The 15,494-nt window shown below is 49.2% G+C and carries 18 protein-coding genes; 1 reads left to right on the top strand and 17 read right to left on the bottom strand.

Annotation, left to right across the window (positions count from 1 at the left end; genetic code table 11):
* Positions 1-19: 19 nt before the first annotated feature.
* The 10 genes from GVY42_RS02175 to bshB1 all read right to left on the bottom strand — a co-directional run bounded on the left by GVY42_RS02175 (position 20) and on the right by bshB1 (position 9,820).
* Positions 20-505 (bottom strand): hypothetical protein, encoded by a 486-nt coding sequence (locus GVY42_RS02175; protein WP_159562145.1) that lies wholly within the window; start codon positions 503-505, stop codon positions 20-22.
* Positions 502-687 (bottom strand): YpmA family protein, encoded by a 186-nt coding sequence (locus GVY42_RS02170; RefSeq protein ID WP_159562144.1) that lies wholly within the window; start codon positions 685-687, stop codon positions 502-504. Before GVY42_RS02170 ends, GVY42_RS02175 begins: the two co-directional genes overlap by 4 nt.
* A gap of 65 nt (positions 688-752) precedes the next feature.
* Positions 753-3,563 (bottom strand): ATP-dependent DNA helicase DinG, encoded by a 2,811-nt coding sequence (dinG, locus tag GVY42_RS02165; RefSeq protein WP_159562143.1) that lies wholly within the window; start codon positions 3,561-3,563, stop codon positions 753-755.
* Between the two features lie 106 nt (positions 3,564-3,669).
* Positions 3,670-4,053 (bottom strand): aspartate 1-decarboxylase, encoded by a 384-nt coding sequence (gene panD / locus GVY42_RS02160; protein WP_015881490.1) that lies wholly within the window; start codon positions 4,051-4,053, stop codon positions 3,670-3,672.
* 5 nt (positions 4,054-4,058) lie between these two features.
* Positions 4,059-4,889, bottom strand: a complete 831-nt coding sequence (gene panC / locus GVY42_RS02155) for a pantoate--beta-alanine ligase (protein WP_159562142.1) — start codon at positions 4,887-4,889, stop codon at positions 4,059-4,061.
* Positions 4,886-5,722 (bottom strand): 3-methyl-2-oxobutanoate hydroxymethyltransferase, encoded by an 837-nt coding sequence (panB, locus tag GVY42_RS02150; protein WP_159562141.1) that lies wholly within the window; start codon positions 5,720-5,722, stop codon positions 4,886-4,888. The genes panC and panB overlap by 4 nt, the downstream gene beginning before the upstream one ends.
* 225 nt (positions 5,723-5,947) lie before the next feature.
* Positions 5,948-6,910 carry a biotin--[acetyl-CoA-carboxylase] ligase gene (locus tag GVY42_RS02145; RefSeq protein ID WP_159562140.1) on the bottom strand — a complete coding sequence of 321 codons (963 nt, stop codon included), beginning with the start codon at positions 6,908-6,910 and terminating at the stop codon, positions 5,948-5,950.
* Positions 6,883-8,022 carry a CCA tRNA nucleotidyltransferase gene (locus GVY42_RS02140; protein WP_159562139.1) on the bottom strand — a complete coding sequence of 380 codons (1,140 nt, stop codon included), beginning with the start codon at positions 8,020-8,022 and terminating at the stop codon, positions 6,883-6,885. The genes GVY42_RS02145 and GVY42_RS02140 overlap by 28 nt, the downstream gene beginning before the upstream one ends.
* Positions 8,019-9,140, bottom strand: a complete 1,122-nt coding sequence (bshA, locus tag GVY42_RS02135) for an N-acetyl-alpha-D-glucosaminyl L-malate synthase BshA (RefSeq protein ID WP_159562138.1) — start codon at positions 9,138-9,140, stop codon at positions 8,019-8,021. The genes GVY42_RS02140 and bshA overlap by 4 nt, the downstream gene beginning before the upstream one ends.
* Positions 9,137-9,820, bottom strand: coding sequence for a bacillithiol biosynthesis deacetylase BshB1 (bshB1, locus tag GVY42_RS02130; RefSeq protein ID WP_159562137.1), 684 nt, complete (start codon positions 9,818-9,820; stop codon positions 9,137-9,139). The genes bshA and bshB1 overlap by 4 nt, the downstream gene beginning before the upstream one ends.
* Before the next feature lie 112 nt (positions 9,821-9,932).
* Here bshB1 and GVY42_RS02125 point away from each other — a divergent pair, with 112 nt between their 5' ends.
* Positions 9,933-10,808 carry a YitT family protein gene (locus GVY42_RS02125; RefSeq protein WP_159562136.1) on the top strand — a complete coding sequence of 292 codons (876 nt, stop codon included), beginning with the start codon at positions 9,933-9,935 and terminating at the stop codon, positions 10,806-10,808.
* 42 nt (positions 10,809-10,850) lie between these two features.
* On the opposite strand, the gene GVY42_RS02120 is transcribed toward GVY42_RS02125, so the two are convergent.
* The 7 genes from GVY42_RS02120 to GVY42_RS02090 form a co-directional block, all read right to left on the bottom strand.
* Complete coding sequence (locus GVY42_RS02120) at positions 10,851-11,309, bottom strand: GreA/GreB family elongation factor (RefSeq protein WP_159562135.1); 459 nt, start codon at positions 11,307-11,309, stop codon at positions 10,851-10,853.
* Between the two features lie 64 nt (positions 11,310-11,373).
* Complete coding sequence (locus GVY42_RS02115) at positions 11,374-12,057, bottom strand: zinc metallopeptidase (protein WP_074037177.1); 684 nt, start codon at positions 12,055-12,057, stop codon at positions 11,374-11,376.
* A gap of 38 nt (positions 12,058-12,095) precedes the next feature.
* The gene (locus tag GVY42_RS02110) at positions 12,096-12,713 is read right to left on the bottom strand and encodes a DUF1405 domain-containing protein (protein ID WP_159562134.1); all 618 of its coding nucleotides are present in this window, start codon (positions 12,711-12,713) and stop codon (positions 12,096-12,098) included.
* Between the two features lie 86 nt (positions 12,714-12,799).
* Positions 12,800-13,594 (bottom strand): menaquinol-cytochrome c reductase cytochrome b/c subunit, encoded by a 795-nt coding sequence (locus GVY42_RS02105; RefSeq protein ID WP_015881479.1) that lies wholly within the window; start codon positions 13,592-13,594, stop codon positions 12,800-12,802.
* Between the two features lie 33 nt (positions 13,595-13,627).
* Positions 13,628-14,299 (bottom strand): menaquinol-cytochrome c reductase cytochrome b subunit, encoded by a 672-nt coding sequence (gene qcrB, locus GVY42_RS02100; RefSeq protein ID WP_015881478.1) that lies wholly within the window; start codon positions 14,297-14,299, stop codon positions 13,628-13,630.
* Between the two features lie 19 nt (positions 14,300-14,318).
* On the bottom strand, positions 14,319-14,819 hold the full coding sequence (locus GVY42_RS02095; protein WP_159562133.1) for a ubiquinol-cytochrome c reductase iron-sulfur subunit: 501 nt from the start codon (positions 14,817-14,819) through the stop codon (positions 14,319-14,321).
* Positions 14,820-14,929: 110 nt separating this feature from the next.
* On the bottom strand, positions 14,930-15,370 hold the full coding sequence (locus GVY42_RS02090; RefSeq protein WP_015881476.1) for a YpiF family protein: 441 nt from the start codon (positions 15,368-15,370) through the stop codon (positions 14,930-14,932).
* Positions 15,371-15,494: the final 124 nt, after the last annotated feature.

Genomic DNA, 15,494 nt, shown 5'->3' with positions numbered 1-15,494 from the left:
ATAATCCCCCTCTAATTCATTACATTTGATCGGTCAATTGGACCCGTCGAATAAATTCTCCGGTCTGAAGCGTATAGTACGAATACGTATAAGACGCATCCGCTTTCGTGACCACTTCGATGAGTGCCCGTTCGTCAAAACCAACCTTACAGCTGACCAGTTGTCCGCCTGTCTCCTCAACCGACTTCGAACAGACGTCAGTAGCGTCCACTTCACCGATTTCTCGTTGCTCGATCTCCAGCTTTTTATCCAATGGGACAAACCAAATGGACTTCCCGTCTACTTCTGGGAAGACGACATATGCCTCTGTCCCATTGAACAGTTCTCCCTGACCCACTCTCGCGTCTGGAGATTCTTCAGTCAATCGTGCCATCGCCGTTTCGACGAGCTTTTCTTTTTGATTCTCTGTATGACCGATGGTGAATCGATACATCACGCTAAAGACAAGGACGACACCAATCAGTGCCGCCAGTAATGAGACGATCCATTTTGCTTTTCTGGTCATTCTGTACGATAGATGGTGAAGACCATCTCTTCCTTCTTCGGATCGTTCACTTTCTTCTCAAGTGACAAACCGAACATTAAATCCTGACCCTTTAAGGTCCGATTCAATAAGTCGACAATTTTGTAAACGTCCGCAGTCGGTTCGATGCGCACGCTCGCCAGCGTCTCAATATTCGAGTTCATATTGACTCCTCCTCCAAAAACACTATACGTATCATTATAAAACGATAATATCGTGATGCCTAGCGTTATCTGTCATTTCGTGCCACAGACTTTTCCTTCTCGTCTAAGAACAATTCCAACTCGGATAACGCTGTTTCAAGCGTTCCTTCAATCCGGTCAACTTTAGGCAAGCTGTTGATGAACTGTTTGCCGTAACGTGTCGTCTCCACACGTCGGTCGAACACGAAGACCGCACCATAATCCCCTTTCGATCGAATCAATCGACCGACACCTTGTTTGAAGCGAATAACCGCTTGGGGCAGGGATAACTCAAAGAATGGTGACTTACCCGTCGCTTCAATTTTCTCAGAACGTGCTTGCATGATCGGCTGATCGGGCGGTGCAAACGGAAGCCTTACGATGACAAGGCATGTCAACGCCTCCCCTGGAATATCGACACCTTCCCAAAAGCTTGCTGTCCCAAAGAGAATCGACTGTTCCATCCGTTTGAACTGTTTCGTCAAGCGGCTACGAGAGCCGCCGCTCACACCCTGTGCGAGAAGTGTATAAGACGGGTCAAGATGGTCTTTGACTTGTTCGTAAGTGAGTCGAAGCAATTCGTTCGATGTGAACAAGACGAGCATCCTCCCTTTCGTCACGTTCGCAATTTGGACAATCGACTGGGCCGTCTGGTCGACGAACTGAGGAAGCGGCACTTCATTGATCAATGGGAAGTCCGACGGTACAAACAGTTTGGCCTGGTCTTTGAAGTTGAATGGTGACGGTAATACGACTCTTCGGACCGGTTCTCCTTCTAATCCGAGGCGTCGTTCCATAAAGCTGAACTTCCCTGAGACCGTCATCGTCGCCGATGTTAAAATCGTTGGTCGCTTCTTAAACAGACGTTCGTGTAACAACGGTCCGATTTCGACGGGCTGCGTGTATACCGAGGTCAATTTCCGATTCCCTAAATTCAGTTCGACCCAGCTGACCGCATCATCGTCGCGCGTCAACATCGTCTCATAGATGACACTCTCGAGTTCACGCACGTCTCCAATCAACGTTTTTAAGTCACCAAGAAGTGCGCGTTGTTTGAATGTCATATGTTCTTTACGCTCATCGAGCAGTCGATGGAGGTGTCGGAGTGACGTCCGCAACGTCCGCAGTTTGTCCTCGAGTCGATTGGCCACTTCTCGAATTGGTCTAAACGTTGCACCTTCCCGCTCGAAACGAACCGTTTGTCGAGGTTCTTTTTTCTTACCTAACGATTGAAGGGACGTCAGAAGGTCTTCGAGTTCTTCCTCGACCCTTGCAAGAGCCGAATCAATTTGTTGACTGAATGCCTCCGCTTCTTCGGTTACGGATGTCAAATCGGCTAGCTGAATGATGCGAGAATGGAATTTGCCATCTGCTCCGTAGCCGAACCATTTGAAGAGGCGGTCAAATTGAATCGCATCAAATGTCACACCGAAATGATGAGAGGCCACTTCCTCGACTTGATGAGCCTCGTCTAATACGAGAGGTGTGTCCGTCGGTAAAATGCCTGCCTGATGCTGTAAATCCGAGAACAGTAAAGCATGATTGGTCACAATCAGGTCCGCTTCTTTCGAGCGCAACACGGCTTTCGTGAAAAAGTCACGGCTATACCATGGGTCGAATCGACCAAAATCATTAGAAGCATCTGCTTGAATCAAACGCTTGAATGAAGCAGGACCTTGTGTCGCAGATCCCGGGAATGAGAGTTCCTCTAAATCTCCGGTCTCGGTTTCTGTGAGCCAGACGAGTACCATCGCTTTACACATCGATGCCAAAAGACCGTCATTTGATTCGTCGAGCACCATCTCGAACTTACGCAAATCGATATAATTGCGTCTCCCTTTCAACAACGTGAATTCGATCTCAGGAAAAATCTGACGAAGAACAGGTAAGTCTCGATTTAACAACTGTTCTTGCAATTGAATGGTATGCGTACTAATGACGACCGGGCGTTTCGTCTCGAGGGCATGGTGGGCACTCGGAATCAAGTACGCAAGCGTCTTACCCGTTCCCGTACCCGCCTCGACTAACAATGTTTCCTCATCGTCTAACGCTTTATAGACGTGACGCATCATTTCGAATTGACTCTGTCTCGGTTCAAACTGCTCAAACAGTGAAGGGAGTGTCTCTTCGATCGTCCGCAAAAGGAACGGCTCGAACGGTTCACGTTCTGTCGTCGGGACGAAGGCATCCACCGGTCGCCTTAACGCAATTTTGCGGTGGATATCAAAACGTGTTTCGTCGTCTGGACGGATCCCGACCTCAAGGATCATCTCATCGAGTAACGGTTCGATATGACTCGTCCATGACTCAGATAACTCTCGAAGTCGTTTCAGCGTCACCAACGGTAAATCGCGTAAACGGTCGAGCATCCGGATGAAGAGCTCGGCTGTCGCCTCTGCGTCACTGAGTGCCCGATGTGCGTCTGTATGTACGAGGTCAAACGTATCCGATAGCGCTTCTAACGCATGGCTCTCTAAAGTCGGATACAAGATGCGGGCCAATTCGACAGTATCAATGGCTCTCCCTTGAAACGCAAGATAACCCGCTTGTTCAAGACTCTCATTTAAAAAAGTTAAATCAAATGCGACGTTATGCGCGACAAACACCCGTCCATCTAGCATTTTCCAAATGTCGGGAATCACATCTTCAAATGTAGGTGCATCACTTACATCTTCGTCACTAATCGTTGTCAATTGCGTAATAAAAGGTGGGATTGGTCGACTCGGTCGAATCAAGGTGCTGTAGCGCTCTATCACTTCACCCTCTTGTACGACGACCGCCGCAAACTCAATCAATTCATCTCCGGACTTAACGGAATGACCCGTAGTCTCTAAATCCACAATCACATACGTGTCCATAACATCCATCCCATCTTTGGCACGCTCGTGCTTTCTGTCTGTCTCATCTTACCATAGAACGAATAACGAAAAAACGGGGATGCCTCTGCCGACACCCCCGAATCCTTTACAAAATTGTATGAGCAATCTCTTCGTAAAGAAGTTGATCGACCTCATTTTGTTCGTTCAACACAGCTACTTTCGGACGATGCGTTTTTGCCTCTTCCGCTGTCATTTGACCGTAAGCCATGATGATGACAACATCACCGACCTGGAAATGACGTGCTGCCGCTCCGTTCAAACAAATCACGCCTGAACCGCGTTCCCCTTTGATGACATACGTTTCGATGCGAGCACCATTATGGTTGTTCGTAATGTGTACATGTTCATTCTCCATGATACCGACCGCATCCATCAAATCCTCATCGATTGTAATTGAACCGACGTAGTGTAAGTTTGCTTCTGTCACTGTTGCTTTATGAAGCTTTGCGTGCATAAATGTACGAATCATTGGATTCATCCCTTCTTCCAAATCACATTATCAATCAATCGGGCCCGTTCAAACTGAATGGCCACCGCTAACAAGAGTTCGGTCGAGTCGCTCGAGACGGCACCGAGCGTCGGGTAATCGACAAGCTCGACGTAATCGATTTGACTGTTCGGAATCTCGTTCAAACGTTCAGTCAGCTGTCGTTTTACTTCATCAACTTGTTGACCTGTATCGAGTGCCTCTCGCGCCATCATCAATGCGCTGAAAATCCGACTCGCCTCTACCGTTTCGACATCTGACAAATAGACGTTTCGAGAAGATTTGGCTAGTCCTGTCTCCTCACGAATAATCGGGCAGCGTCGAATCTCGACTGGAACGAAATAATCTCGGACGTATCCTTCGATGAGTGCCACTTGTTGAGCATCCTTCAGACCGAAATAAGCGCGTGTCGGTTGAACAAGGTTAAATAATTTTGAAACGATTGTCAACACACCATCAAAATGACCGGGACGACTCGCCCCACATAATACGTCCGCCCCGTGACGGACGGTCACACGCGCCATGTCAAGTGGATACATCGTCTCCGTCGTCGGATAGAACAAGACATCGACTCCCGCATCACGTGCCAACTTCTCATCCCGTTCAAAGTCGCGGGGGTAACGGTCGAGGTCTTCATTCGGTCCGAACTGTGTCGGATTGACAAAAATACTCATGACAACGACGTCATTTTCCCGTCGCGCGTTTTCAACGAGGCTCATATGTCCTTCATGCAAATATCCCATCGTCGGCACGAAGCCAATCGTTTGATTCGTTGGTAAGGCAATACGTAATTCTTCGACGGTCGATACAATCTTCATCCTTTTCCTCCATACAATGAGTCGAGTAACGACTCATCCATTGTGAACGTATGACGTTCTAACGGGAAGTGACCGTTCTTCGTCTCTTCGACATAAGAACGGATAGCATCCGTCGCCACTTCATTCACGTCTGCATACGCTTGGACAAATTTAGGGAGACGGTCCACCCCATATTTCAATACGTCATGATAGACGAGCACTTGGCCGTCGACATCTGCACCTGCACCGATTCCGATGACAGGAATCGTCAATTCTTCTGCGATCCGTTTTGCCAATTGGTGAGGGACACACTCAAGGACGAGCATCTTCGCGCCAGCACGTTCCGCAGCCAAGCTATCTTGAAGGAGTGTCTCGGCAGCCTCTAGGGACTTCCCTTGTACTTTATATCCTTCTAGGACGCCAACCGATTGAGGGGTCAACCCTAGATGGGCGACACATGGCATGCCGACTTGTGTCAAGCGGTCAATCGTATGAAGCACGTCACCGGCCCCTTCTAGTTTGATGGCATCCGCACGGCCTTCTTGGAATAAACGCGATGCTGCCTGTAACGTCCGATCGAAGTCTCCGTGATATGACGCAAACGGCATATCTACCACAACGAACGTATTTTGTGCTCCGCGGCGTACCGCTTTCGAATGATGGAGCATGTCCTCCATCGTCACCGGAATCGTCGAATCATAACCAAGTACGACCATCCCAAGTGAATCACCTACTAATATCAAATCGACACCGGCCGATTCGGCAAGTTTGGCTGACGGATAATCATATGCCGTCAACATGACGAGCTTTTCTTGCTCGTTCATTTTTTTAAACAATGTAGTCATCGTGTGCATCTGTTTCTCCTCCTAAACGTGGAGACAGGAAAGAATAAACGCCTTCTTACACAGATGGCAAGAAGGCGCACGAAAAACAAATTCATGGTTTTCATGAGTTAGTGTCCTTCTGTCCCTGTCATAATGATCAAGGCAGACAACTGAATGTGACAGTCTGCAAGCGCGGTACACTTCAAGAATTGATAGCGTCCGACACATTAAGTATAGTCGATGGTCTCGCTTTCATCAATCATTCCACACTGCAATCTCAGCAGAATAGACCGGTTCGACCGTTCCATCCACTTCGAGTAGCAGTGCCCCCTCCTCCGAGATGCCTCGCATGACACCTGTTCGCGACGTCCGGGACACACTCAAGGTGATCGACTCATTTAAATAGGCGGCATGTTTCATCCAGTTCAAGCGAACCGGTGCAAATCCTACGTCAAGGAATCGGTCGTATTCGGTCTCGAGTTCTGCCAATAGTTCCGCCAATAACTCACTGCGATGATATCTCGTCCCGGTCTCTAAATAAAGGGAGGTCGCCCGGTGCGCCAACTCAGTCGGAATTTCATCGCCGTTGACGTTCATTCCGAACCCTAAAATGACGGCTTGAATGCGGTCCCCTTCCGTTTGCATTTCCGTCAAAATGCCTCCGATTTTCTTGCCATTTAACAGTAAATCGTTAGGCCATTTGATTGTCACGTCAAGGTCCCGCGCATTCAACGCTTTCGCAAACGCACTTGCCGCCATCAAGGTCATCTTTGATGCGTCGCGAATGGGTAATTCCGGTCTTAAAATCACACTTGCCGCGATATTGACGTGCTTCGGATTGTGCCAGTTACGACCGAGTTGTCCGCGACCGGCCGTCTGTTCCTCGCTCATGACGAGCGTCCCCTCTGGCACGTGTTGTTGCGCCAGCTCATGGGCGATTCGTTGTGTCGTGTCGATTTGGTCAAAGGCATGGACGATTTGACCGAACCGTCCCTTCCGATATGACGCAAACGCTGGTTCATCGAATCGGTCACTTTGCTCAAGCAATTGGTATCCTTTTCTTGGGATCGTATGAATCGCATAACCGTCTTGCTTAAGCGTTTCGATATGTTTCCAAATAGCGGTACGTGAAATATTTAATTGACGGGCCAACTCTTGGCCACTCCATACTTCACCATCTTGTAATAGCGTCAGAACACGCCCGCGCGTTGAAGCCATCGTTTCGCCTCCTCTTTCAATACTGTCTCATGGTTCGGTAACTCGTTTAAGATGACGCGTCGTTCGAGGTCGGCTAACAGATGCTTGATTGCTTCCCCTCGTGCACCGAGCGCTAAGGCGTCCCGGCCGTCAAATTTCAACTCTTTTCGTGACGTCATCGGGAGCGACTGTTTCAGTTCACGGCTACGGTCTTTCTCCCCGTTCATCCGGAAATAAGTGGAGAGCGTCTGTTCATCCGTCGAATAAATCGTCATCCGGTCAAGTCCCGTCTCACAGAGCAGTGCAAGCGTACGCGCCTCCCGTTTGATCGCGTTCGACCGTTTCCATGGCGATAGCCAGCTGTCATCCTGTGCATGATAGAGAAAGAGTGCCCATCCGCTGACCGCGTTCACAGGTGTCCGAGCGTCCTCTTGGACACGCTGCATCAGTTCGGTCGTCACGTTCGGTAAATAGCGATGAATGCCGAGCTCGACCATTTCACCTAGCGCTTTCTTGTATGCAGGTCCCGTCAACAGTTTCTCAAATTCGATCGCGATACGCTCCATCGCAATTTGTTCGAGCTTATGACCGAGCCCGCTCGCTGCTTCCCGCAACTCGTCATGTAAGGTGAAGTCGAGTTGTGACATGAAGCGAAGCGCACGCATGATGCGTAGCGCGTCCTCTCCGAACCGTTCAAACGGACTGCCGACTGTTCGGATGATTCGTTCTTCTAGATCATGTTGACCACCGAATAAATCGACCACTCGTCCATCATGGAACGCCATCGCGTTCATCGTGAAGTCCCTTCGTAATAAATCCTCTTCAAGCGATACCCCGAGTGCGACATGGTCCGGTCGTCTCGAATCCGAATACGATCCTTCCGAACGGAACGTCGTCACTTCGAACGGATGGTGGTCAATAATGACCGTGACAGTCCCATGCTCGATACCGGTCGGAACCGACTTCGGGAACAGCGCCATCACCTCTTCCGGGAAGAGGGACGTCGCCAAATCGATATCATCGGGCAGACTCCCGAGCACATAATCCCGAACAGCACCACCGACGATATACGCCTCGCCACCATGCTGTTCGATCGTGTCGATGATTTGTTTTGCGTATTCCCATTCCGTCATGATGTCACCACCTGTTCATACAAGCGTTCATATTCGGTCACGATATCTTGTGAGGCGAAGCGCCGAGATTTCACCAATCCGTTTTGTCGGAACCGTTCTCGTAGCTCACGATCGGTCAAGAGCCGCTCCATCGCAGAGGCGGCCTGGCTCGCATCCCCTTTAGGAACGACGAAACCATCCTCACCGTCCGTGATCACTTCCGGCAGCCCACCCGCATCGCTCACGACAGAGGGCACACCCGTCGCCATCGCCTCGAGCGCCACGAGACCGAACGCCTCCTTGTCTGATAACAGGACGTGAACGTCGCTGATTGCAAGAAGTGCGGCGACTTGTTCTTGTTTCCCGGCAAAGATGACCTGCTCTTCAAGCCCCATCTCCGTCACGAGTCGACGCATCGCACCCATGAGCGGACCATCTCCGACGAGCAATAGTTTCTTATTCGTCACATCCATCTGATCGAACGCCTCCAGGACGAGGTCGACGCGTTTGACAGGACGGAAGTTTGAAATGTGGATGGCGACCCGGTCCTCATCCGACAAGCCGTACCGTCCCCTTAATGTCGGGTCGAATTGAGGCGTATACACCGATTCATCGATGAAGTTATGGATGACTTGGATCGGCAAATCACTGGCAATCCGCTCTACTGTCTCCCGTTTCAAACTATGAGAGACCGCCGTGATCGCGTTCGATTGACGCAGCCCGTATAGAATGGCCGGTTTCAGTTCCTCGTCCTCACCGAGTACGGTAATATCGGTACCATGTAACGTCGACACGATCGGGGTCTTCACACCCGCCATCTCGCGGCCAAGCGCAGCACAAACGGCATGCGGTACGGCATAGTGTGCATGGATGACATCGAGACCGAACGATTGGATGACACTCGCAATCTTCGCTGACAATGTCATATCGTACGGCGGATAACGAAAGACCGAATATTGATTGATTTCGACTTGATGGAACGTAATATTTGGGTGATAGGCGTTCAAACGAAACGGCATGCTGCTCGTGATAAAATGGACATCATGCCCACGGTCCGCAAGCTTCATCCCGAGCTCTGTCGCTAAAATCCCAGAGCCTCCGACAGATGGATAACAAAGAATCCCAATCCGATACGTCATGCGAGTTCACCTGCCTGTTTTACGACATATGGTCGAACGCGCTTCAACCCTTCCGCATAGGCGACTCCAATCAAGCTCCCAAAATGGCGTTCACGGGCGATGACCCGTTCCACATATGCATCGGTGAGCGGTGTCTTTACTCCATCGACCGGAGTGAACTGACTCGCGTAACATTGAAGCGCCCGTGTCTTCACTTCGATCGTGTCACTAATATCCACGCACACATCCGGTTCGACGTGAGCATTGATCATATATTGGTACACACTTTCAGGACGATATGCATCGAGTTCGGGTAAGTACTTTCGGATCCCGGCATTAAACAGCGCCTCTGTCACGAGATGGGCGCAGGCTGCATGGTCAGGATGGCGGTCGACCTCATATGGATAGAGCAAGTGGGTTGGGCGCTCACGGCGAATCAAGGAGACGATTGCCTCGAGCTGCTCTTCTCCCCCGTCAATCCCACGGTCTTTAAATCCTAGATTGATTCGACGGACACCAAGCACGTCATCAGCCGCACTTGCCTCCTGTCGTCTCGTTTCTACATCACCATTTGAAGAAAGTTCCGCTCTCGTCAAATCGACGTATACGACCTCAGTCTTCTCTTTCGTCCATTGGGCGGTCATGCCGGCGATCCCGATTTCGATATCGTCCGGATGTGCCCCGATGGCTACTACTTTCATCTACATCACCTCTTCTTTGAAAAGTATAGCCGACTCGTTTCTGAATGTCATATGTTCAGGGTAGTCAATCGAACTGTTTTTCGAGTACTCTATCTAAGGGGAGGTGAACCTGATGACGGTACAATTACCGATTCGTGTTCGAAATATTATTTTTATCTTGATAGGTTCTTTTATTTTTGCATTCGGCGTTTATCACTTCAACGTCCAAAACAATTTGGCCGAGGGTGGGTTCACCGGGATCACATTGATCCTCCGTGGACTGTTTGATATATCACCTTCTGTCACGAACTTGGCATTAAACATCCCACTCTTTTTCATGAGTTACAAGTTGTTAGGTCGCACGACCTTCATCTATACGCTCATCGGGACATTCTCTTTTTCAATTTGGTATGCACTCATCGCCAAGTACTCGACGCTCGTCATCGATTTGACAGATGACATGGTGCTCGCAAGTCTGTTCGCCGGTCTCTTCATCGGGGTCGGGCTTGGCATCATCTTCAACAATGGCGGGACGACGGGCGGCGTCGATATCATCGCACGACTCGTACAACGCTATTTCGGATGGTCGATCGGGAAGACGTTTCTCATCTTTGACTTCTTTGTCATCGTCCTCAGTTTGACGTACCTCGACATTCGTGAGGCGATGTACACGCTTCTCGCCGTCTATATCGGGGCACGCGTCATCGACTCGATGCAAGAAGGAACGTATGCCGGTAAAGCGGCGATGATCATCAGTGACCACCGCACTGCCATTGCGGATGGTATTCATGCGACGATGAACCGCGGCACGACCCGACTGCTCGCGAAAGGCGGTTATTCGAACCGAGAACTCGAGGTCTTATATGTCGTCGTCGGCCGTAACGAAGTGAACCGTTTGAAGACAATCGTCAAACAAATCGACCCGCATGCGTTCGTCACGTTCCATCACGTGTATGAAGTCGGGGGCGAAGGCTTTACGTTCGATGAAAATCGGATGCCTTTGAAATAAGCAAAAAAATCGCCTCGTTCACAGGGATGAACGGGCGATTTTTTATGGTTCGATGTGGAGCACCTCGACTTGAATCGTACCTCCTGGCGTTTCGATTTGAATTGTTTGACCAATTGTCGCACCCATCAAACGACGACCGAGTGGCGATGTCACGGATATGCTTCCTCGTTCTATATCCGCTTCTGCCTCACTCACGATTCGATAGCGCTCGGTCTCTTCTTGTTGCATTTCCCGAATCACGACCTGATTTCCGAACGTCACGACTTCCGAACGTTCCGATATAACGATGATCGCGTCATCAAGGAGGTGATTCAGTTCTAAAATATCCGCCTCGATCCGTTCATATTCATGTACCGCTTCACGATAGGTAACGTCTTCACGGAAATCACAAAATTTTCGAGCCGTCCGTATCCGTTTACGCGCATCCGTTCGCTCTTTTTTTAGCCTCACAAGTCGATTTGTCAATTGGTGATGACCTGTCTCTGTCAGTTGCGGTTTCATTGACAACAATTCCTTTCGTCAAAAAATTAAAAAATCCCGCCTACCGACGGGATTCCATTCAATCCTATTCATCACGCGGCATAAAGACGATGAGTGCCAAGCGAATAAGTTCGGCAACCGCAACGAGCGTTGCAGCGACGTAAGTCCAAGCCGCGGCATTCAACACTTTACGTGCACCTGTCTCTTCTGTCGCCGTCACGATTCCGTGAGACGTCAATTGCGCCATCGCTCGTTTCGATGCATCGAACTCGACCGGTAACGTGATCAACTGGAACACGACCGCCCCGAGCATCATGATGACACCGAGTTGAGCCAACCCGAGTGCCCCGAATAAGAATCCTCCGAGTAACAATGGGAACGACAAGTTCGACGTGATGTTGACGACCGGAACAAGGCTGTGGCGGACGCGCATCATCTTATAGTCTGTCGCATCTTGAATGACGTGACCGATCTCGTGCGCAGCAATCGCGGCAGACGAGATTGTCGACCCTTGATACACTTCGCGAGACAAACGAACGACTTTATTGACCGGGTCATAGTGGTCGCTCATGAGTCCGTCGACCATTTCGATTCTCACGTTGTGCACACCGTTTTGTTTCATGATGAAATCAGCGACTTGTGCACCTGTGACACCGCTTTGGAGCGGTTGTTTCAAAAACTGCTTATACGTACTTTTCACTCGCATCTGGGCCCATAGGGGGATGAGCATGATCAGTGCAAGATAGAAAATATAGCCACCTAATGACATTTTCTATTTCACCTCTGAATGTATTTGATAATTTGATTTTACATTCTTATGACCTTATTTTCAAGCGATGGACGTAGGACGAAGGCATATCCCATAAAAAAACATAATCCTGTCAACCAAAAGGAGCCGTAGCCGATCCACATGATGTGTTCTGCCAGTGACGGATAACGTGGCCATTGACCGAGTACATAATCGACGACGTCATTATGAATTACCCAAATCAGCGTACATACAAACGAGGTGACCGTCCATTTCATGAATGGCGCGTAGATGAGCGCCTGTAAGGCCATTGCACCGTGAGAGACCATCAACATGACGGCCATCAAGATGGTCAAGGTCGGCGCATCCGGTGGTAACGTGCCCAAATACATGATGTTCATAATCACGGCCCAGACCCCGTATTTAATCAACGTGATGAAGGCCAGCGTCTCGAACAACGGAGAGCGCTTGTTAGCTAACCAAAGTCCGAGGACAATCGTAAAGAAGAATGATGCTGTCGGACTATCCGGTACGAACAGCCAATAGATGTACGGTGTGTCACGTAATTGAGGCTCGTACCAGATATACCCGTAAATCGTCCCTCCCAAGTTGATGATCAATAGAATAGTCAATACAATCCGATGCATCAAGAACGGTTTTAAAAACATGGGGTTCATTGTCTCAATCCTTTTTCTTCAGTTTATCGTATGCGTCGTGCAGAAGTAAAAAAGTGTAGCCCGATATTCAGGCTACACTTGATGACTTACTTGTTATTTTCGCCGCCTTCACCGTATGAAGCGATGAACTCAGACATGGCTTGGAGATCTTCATCTGAACCATCCCACTGACCAGCTGGCATCGTACCGACACCGTTGACCGCGATTTCCGCGATTTCTTCAGCCGTATACTGTGTGCCGACGAGTGCTGGAGCCGCTGCTCCACCTTCTAGGTTTTGACCGTGACAGTTGACGCAAGATTGAGCTGAATAAATCTCATATCCTGGAGCCGCTGTATCGATTTCAGGACCTTCACCTGGAATTTGAAGCTCACCTTGTGCATGGACTTGATCCCAGTGTGTCGTTTGAACAGATTCCCAAGTCAAGTAGAAGACCGAGAGAATTCCAAGTAACATGAAACTGATCGCGACTGGACGTTTCGCCGGTCGACGCTCGAGACCTTGGTCAAGCCATGGTGCAACGAGAAGTGCCGTGAACGCCAAGCCTGGAATAATGACTGTACCAAGTAAGATCCAGTCCCCAGCAGCGAATTGATATTTGAGTAATTGATACAAGAACAAGAAATACCAGTCCGGCAACGGAATGTATGACGTGTTCGTTGGATCGGCGATATTTTGAAGCGGTGGTGCTTCGACAATTGTCAAAGCGATGAATCCGATCAAGAAGACCGATCCTACCATCCACTCTTTAAGCAAGAAGTTCGGCCAGAACGCCTCTGTGCGTCCTGGGTATTCTGAATAGTCTTTTGCAATGTTTTGTTTCCGATTCGAGATTCCTACTCGAGAGTCGGTTACAAATTTCATCCCTTTACCGCGATGCATATCGTTTCTCCTCCTTTTTCTCCTCGAATCGGCTTATAGCGGTCCAGAAACCCCTTGTTTACGAATCATCAAGAAGTGGGCTCCCAACAGTCCGAACAATGCCGCCGGTAAGAAGAAGACGTGAATTGCGAAGAATCGTGCGAGTGTGCTCGCCCCGACAATCTCACCACCAGCGAGAAGTGTCTTCGCAATACCACCGATAACCGGTACACTTTCAGCGATTTGAAGCGTAACTTTCGTTGCGAACAATGCCTTCATGTCCCATGGAAGCAAGTATCCTGTGAGTCCGAGCGCCAAGACGACGAAGAACAAGAGAACACCAACGACCCAGTTGAGCTCACGTGGCTTCTTATACGATCCCGTGAAGAACACGCGGAGCGTATGTAAGAATAACATGACGATCGCTACAGATGCGCCCCAGTGGTGCATCCCACGAACGATTTGTCCGTGTGCGATCTCATTTTGCAAATAATACACCGACGCGTGCGCGTTGATGATATCTGGTACGTAATACATCGTCAAGAACATCCCTGAAAGGATCTGGATGACGATTGTAAAGAACGTCAAACCGCCAAAACAATAGACAAATGCAGAGAAGTGATGAGCAGGGTTGACGTGTTCCGGTACTTCATGGTCTGCGATATCGCGCCAGAGCGGTGTGATGTCTACGCGTTCATCGACCCAGTCATAAATTTTTTGTAACATCGGCTAGTTCCCCCTCTCATTACTGAGCGACTGGACTACCTAAATATAGGAAGCCGTCTTTTTCTTCTTTTTCATAACGTGCAAGTGGTGCTGTCGGCGGTGTACCTGGAATGTTCGTTCCATCTTTTTCGTAACGTCCCAAGTGACACGGACAGAAGAATTCTTGTGGACGAGTCGGATCACCAGCGAATGCCACCTGACAGCCAAGGTGTGTACAAATCGGAGAAAGTGCGATGATCTCGCCACTATCTGTTTTGTAAACCCATGCTGAAAGCGTTTCTTCAAATTCATACCAAGCATCTTGTGTTTGTTTCTTAAAGTCGACACGTTGCGGCTCAGTCGTGATGTCATCAAGACTCATTACTTTTACTTTGTCGCCTGCACCAGTTTTTTTCAAAACCGGATCGATCGCAAAGTTGACCATCGGACTGATCAATGTTGCCGCCATAAAGCCACCTACTCCAGTCAGTGTGTACGTTAAGAACTGACGGCGCGTGACTTTTGACCCATTTTGAGCCATTTCGTTCCCCCCTCATTCGTGTGCATAACCCCATAATTCTTTATGCATTCTTCACAAAAATTTCTCACTCAACAAAATAGTATATCAATAAAACCTCTACGTCAACCGCTTCATGTCGCCATCCAACGGCTCGAAAGTTCCGTGATGACTTGTGTCGCAAAATTCTGGACCATCGTGTGCGCTTGATCGCTTGACATCGATCCAAGCGCGAGCGGCGGTACGAACAAAACCGGCAAATCAAATGCTTTGAAACGGACGTCTGACGCGATAAACAATACGTGAGAAAATCCAGATGAATTTGCTTTCGCCACCACATCCTGCGCCAATTTCACACCAGCTTCCACATCGGTGTAACTGATGGTCGGGCTGAGCATCGTTCGACCAGATAATTGACGTTCTGTCTCGGCCGTGACGGCATGAATCACTTCATAGCTTTCGGCTTTGCGAACCATATCCTCACCAAACGCCAATTCTGCGAGCGGAACGATGAGCGTATCGACGTATTGTCGTTCGGCAATCGAGCGGAGTGCCCCTTGACTATCGAACCTCATCTTTTCCCTCCTCTCCTTCATATCTCATCATGTCTATTGTAGCGTACATGACTTCGCTCACCTTTCAAAGTTATGAACGAACTGTGAAATAATTGTGTATTCCTACGTAATTAATATACCAAAA

The sequence above is a fragment of the Exiguobacterium sp. 8A genome, from assembly GCF_902506275.1.
In the GTDB taxonomy this organism is placed as follows: Bacteria; Bacillota; Bacilli; order Exiguobacteriales; family Exiguobacteriaceae; genus Exiguobacterium; species Exiguobacterium profundum.
Note: the sequence above shows the minus strand (reverse complement) of the source record. Positions and strands in the feature narration are given on the sequence as shown.

Coding starts and splice junctions, on each gene's coding strand:
- GVY42_RS02175 (WP_159562145.1), bottom strand. CDS start 505: ATGACCAGAAAAGCAAAATGGATCGTCTCATTACTGGCGGCACTGATT.
- GVY42_RS02170 (WP_159562144.1), bottom strand. CDS start 687: ATGAACTCGAATATTGAGACGCTGGCGAGCGTGCGCATCGAACCGACT.
- dinG (WP_159562143.1), bottom strand. CDS start 3,563: ATGGACACGTATGTGATTGTGGATTTAGAGACTACGGGTCATTCCGTT.
- panD (WP_015881490.1), bottom strand. CDS start 4,053: ATGATTCGTACATTTATGCACGCAAAGCTTCATAAAGCAACAGTGACA.
- panC (WP_159562142.1), bottom strand. CDS start 4,889: ATGAAGATTGTATCGACCGTCGAAGAATTACGTATTGCCTTACCAACG.
- panB (WP_159562141.1), bottom strand. CDS start 5,722: ATGCACACGATGACTACATTGTTTAAAAAAATGAACGAGCAAGAAAAG.
- GVY42_RS02145 (WP_159562140.1), bottom strand. CDS start 6,910: ATGGCTTCAACGCGCGGGCGTGTTCTGACGCTATTACAAGATGGTGAA.
- GVY42_RS02140 (WP_159562139.1), bottom strand. CDS start 8,022: ATGACGGAATGGGAATACGCAAAACAAATCATCGACACGATCGAACAG.
- bshA (WP_159562138.1), bottom strand. CDS start 9,140: ATGACGTATCGGATTGGGATTCTTTGTTATCCATCTGTCGGAGGCTCT.
- bshB1 (WP_159562137.1), bottom strand. CDS start 9,820: ATGAAAGTAGTAGCCATCGGGGCACATCCGGACGATATCGAAATCGGG.
- GVY42_RS02125 (WP_159562136.1), top strand. CDS start 9,933: ATGACGGTACAATTACCGATTCGTGTTCGAAATATTATTTTTATCTTG.
- GVY42_RS02120 (WP_159562135.1), bottom strand. CDS start 11,309: ATGAAACCGCAACTGACAGAGACAGGTCATCACCAATTGACAAATCGA.
- GVY42_RS02115 (WP_074037177.1), bottom strand. CDS start 12,057: ATGTCATTAGGTGGCTATATTTTCTATCTTGCACTGATCATGCTCATC.
- GVY42_RS02110 (WP_159562134.1), bottom strand. CDS start 12,713: ATGAACCCCATGTTTTTAAAACCGTTCTTGATGCATCGGATTGTATTG.
- GVY42_RS02105 (WP_015881479.1), bottom strand. CDS start 13,594: ATGCATCGCGGTAAAGGGATGAAATTTGTAACCGACTCTCGAGTAGGA.
- qcrB (WP_015881478.1), bottom strand. CDS start 14,299: ATGTTACAAAAAATTTATGACTGGGTCGATGAACGCGTAGACATCACA.
- GVY42_RS02095 (WP_159562133.1), bottom strand. CDS start 14,819: ATGGCTCAAAATGGGTCAAAAGTCACGCGCCGTCAGTTCTTAACGTAC.
- GVY42_RS02090 (WP_015881476.1), bottom strand. CDS start 15,370: ATGAGGTTCGATAGTCAAGGGGCACTCCGCTCGATTGCCGAACGACAA.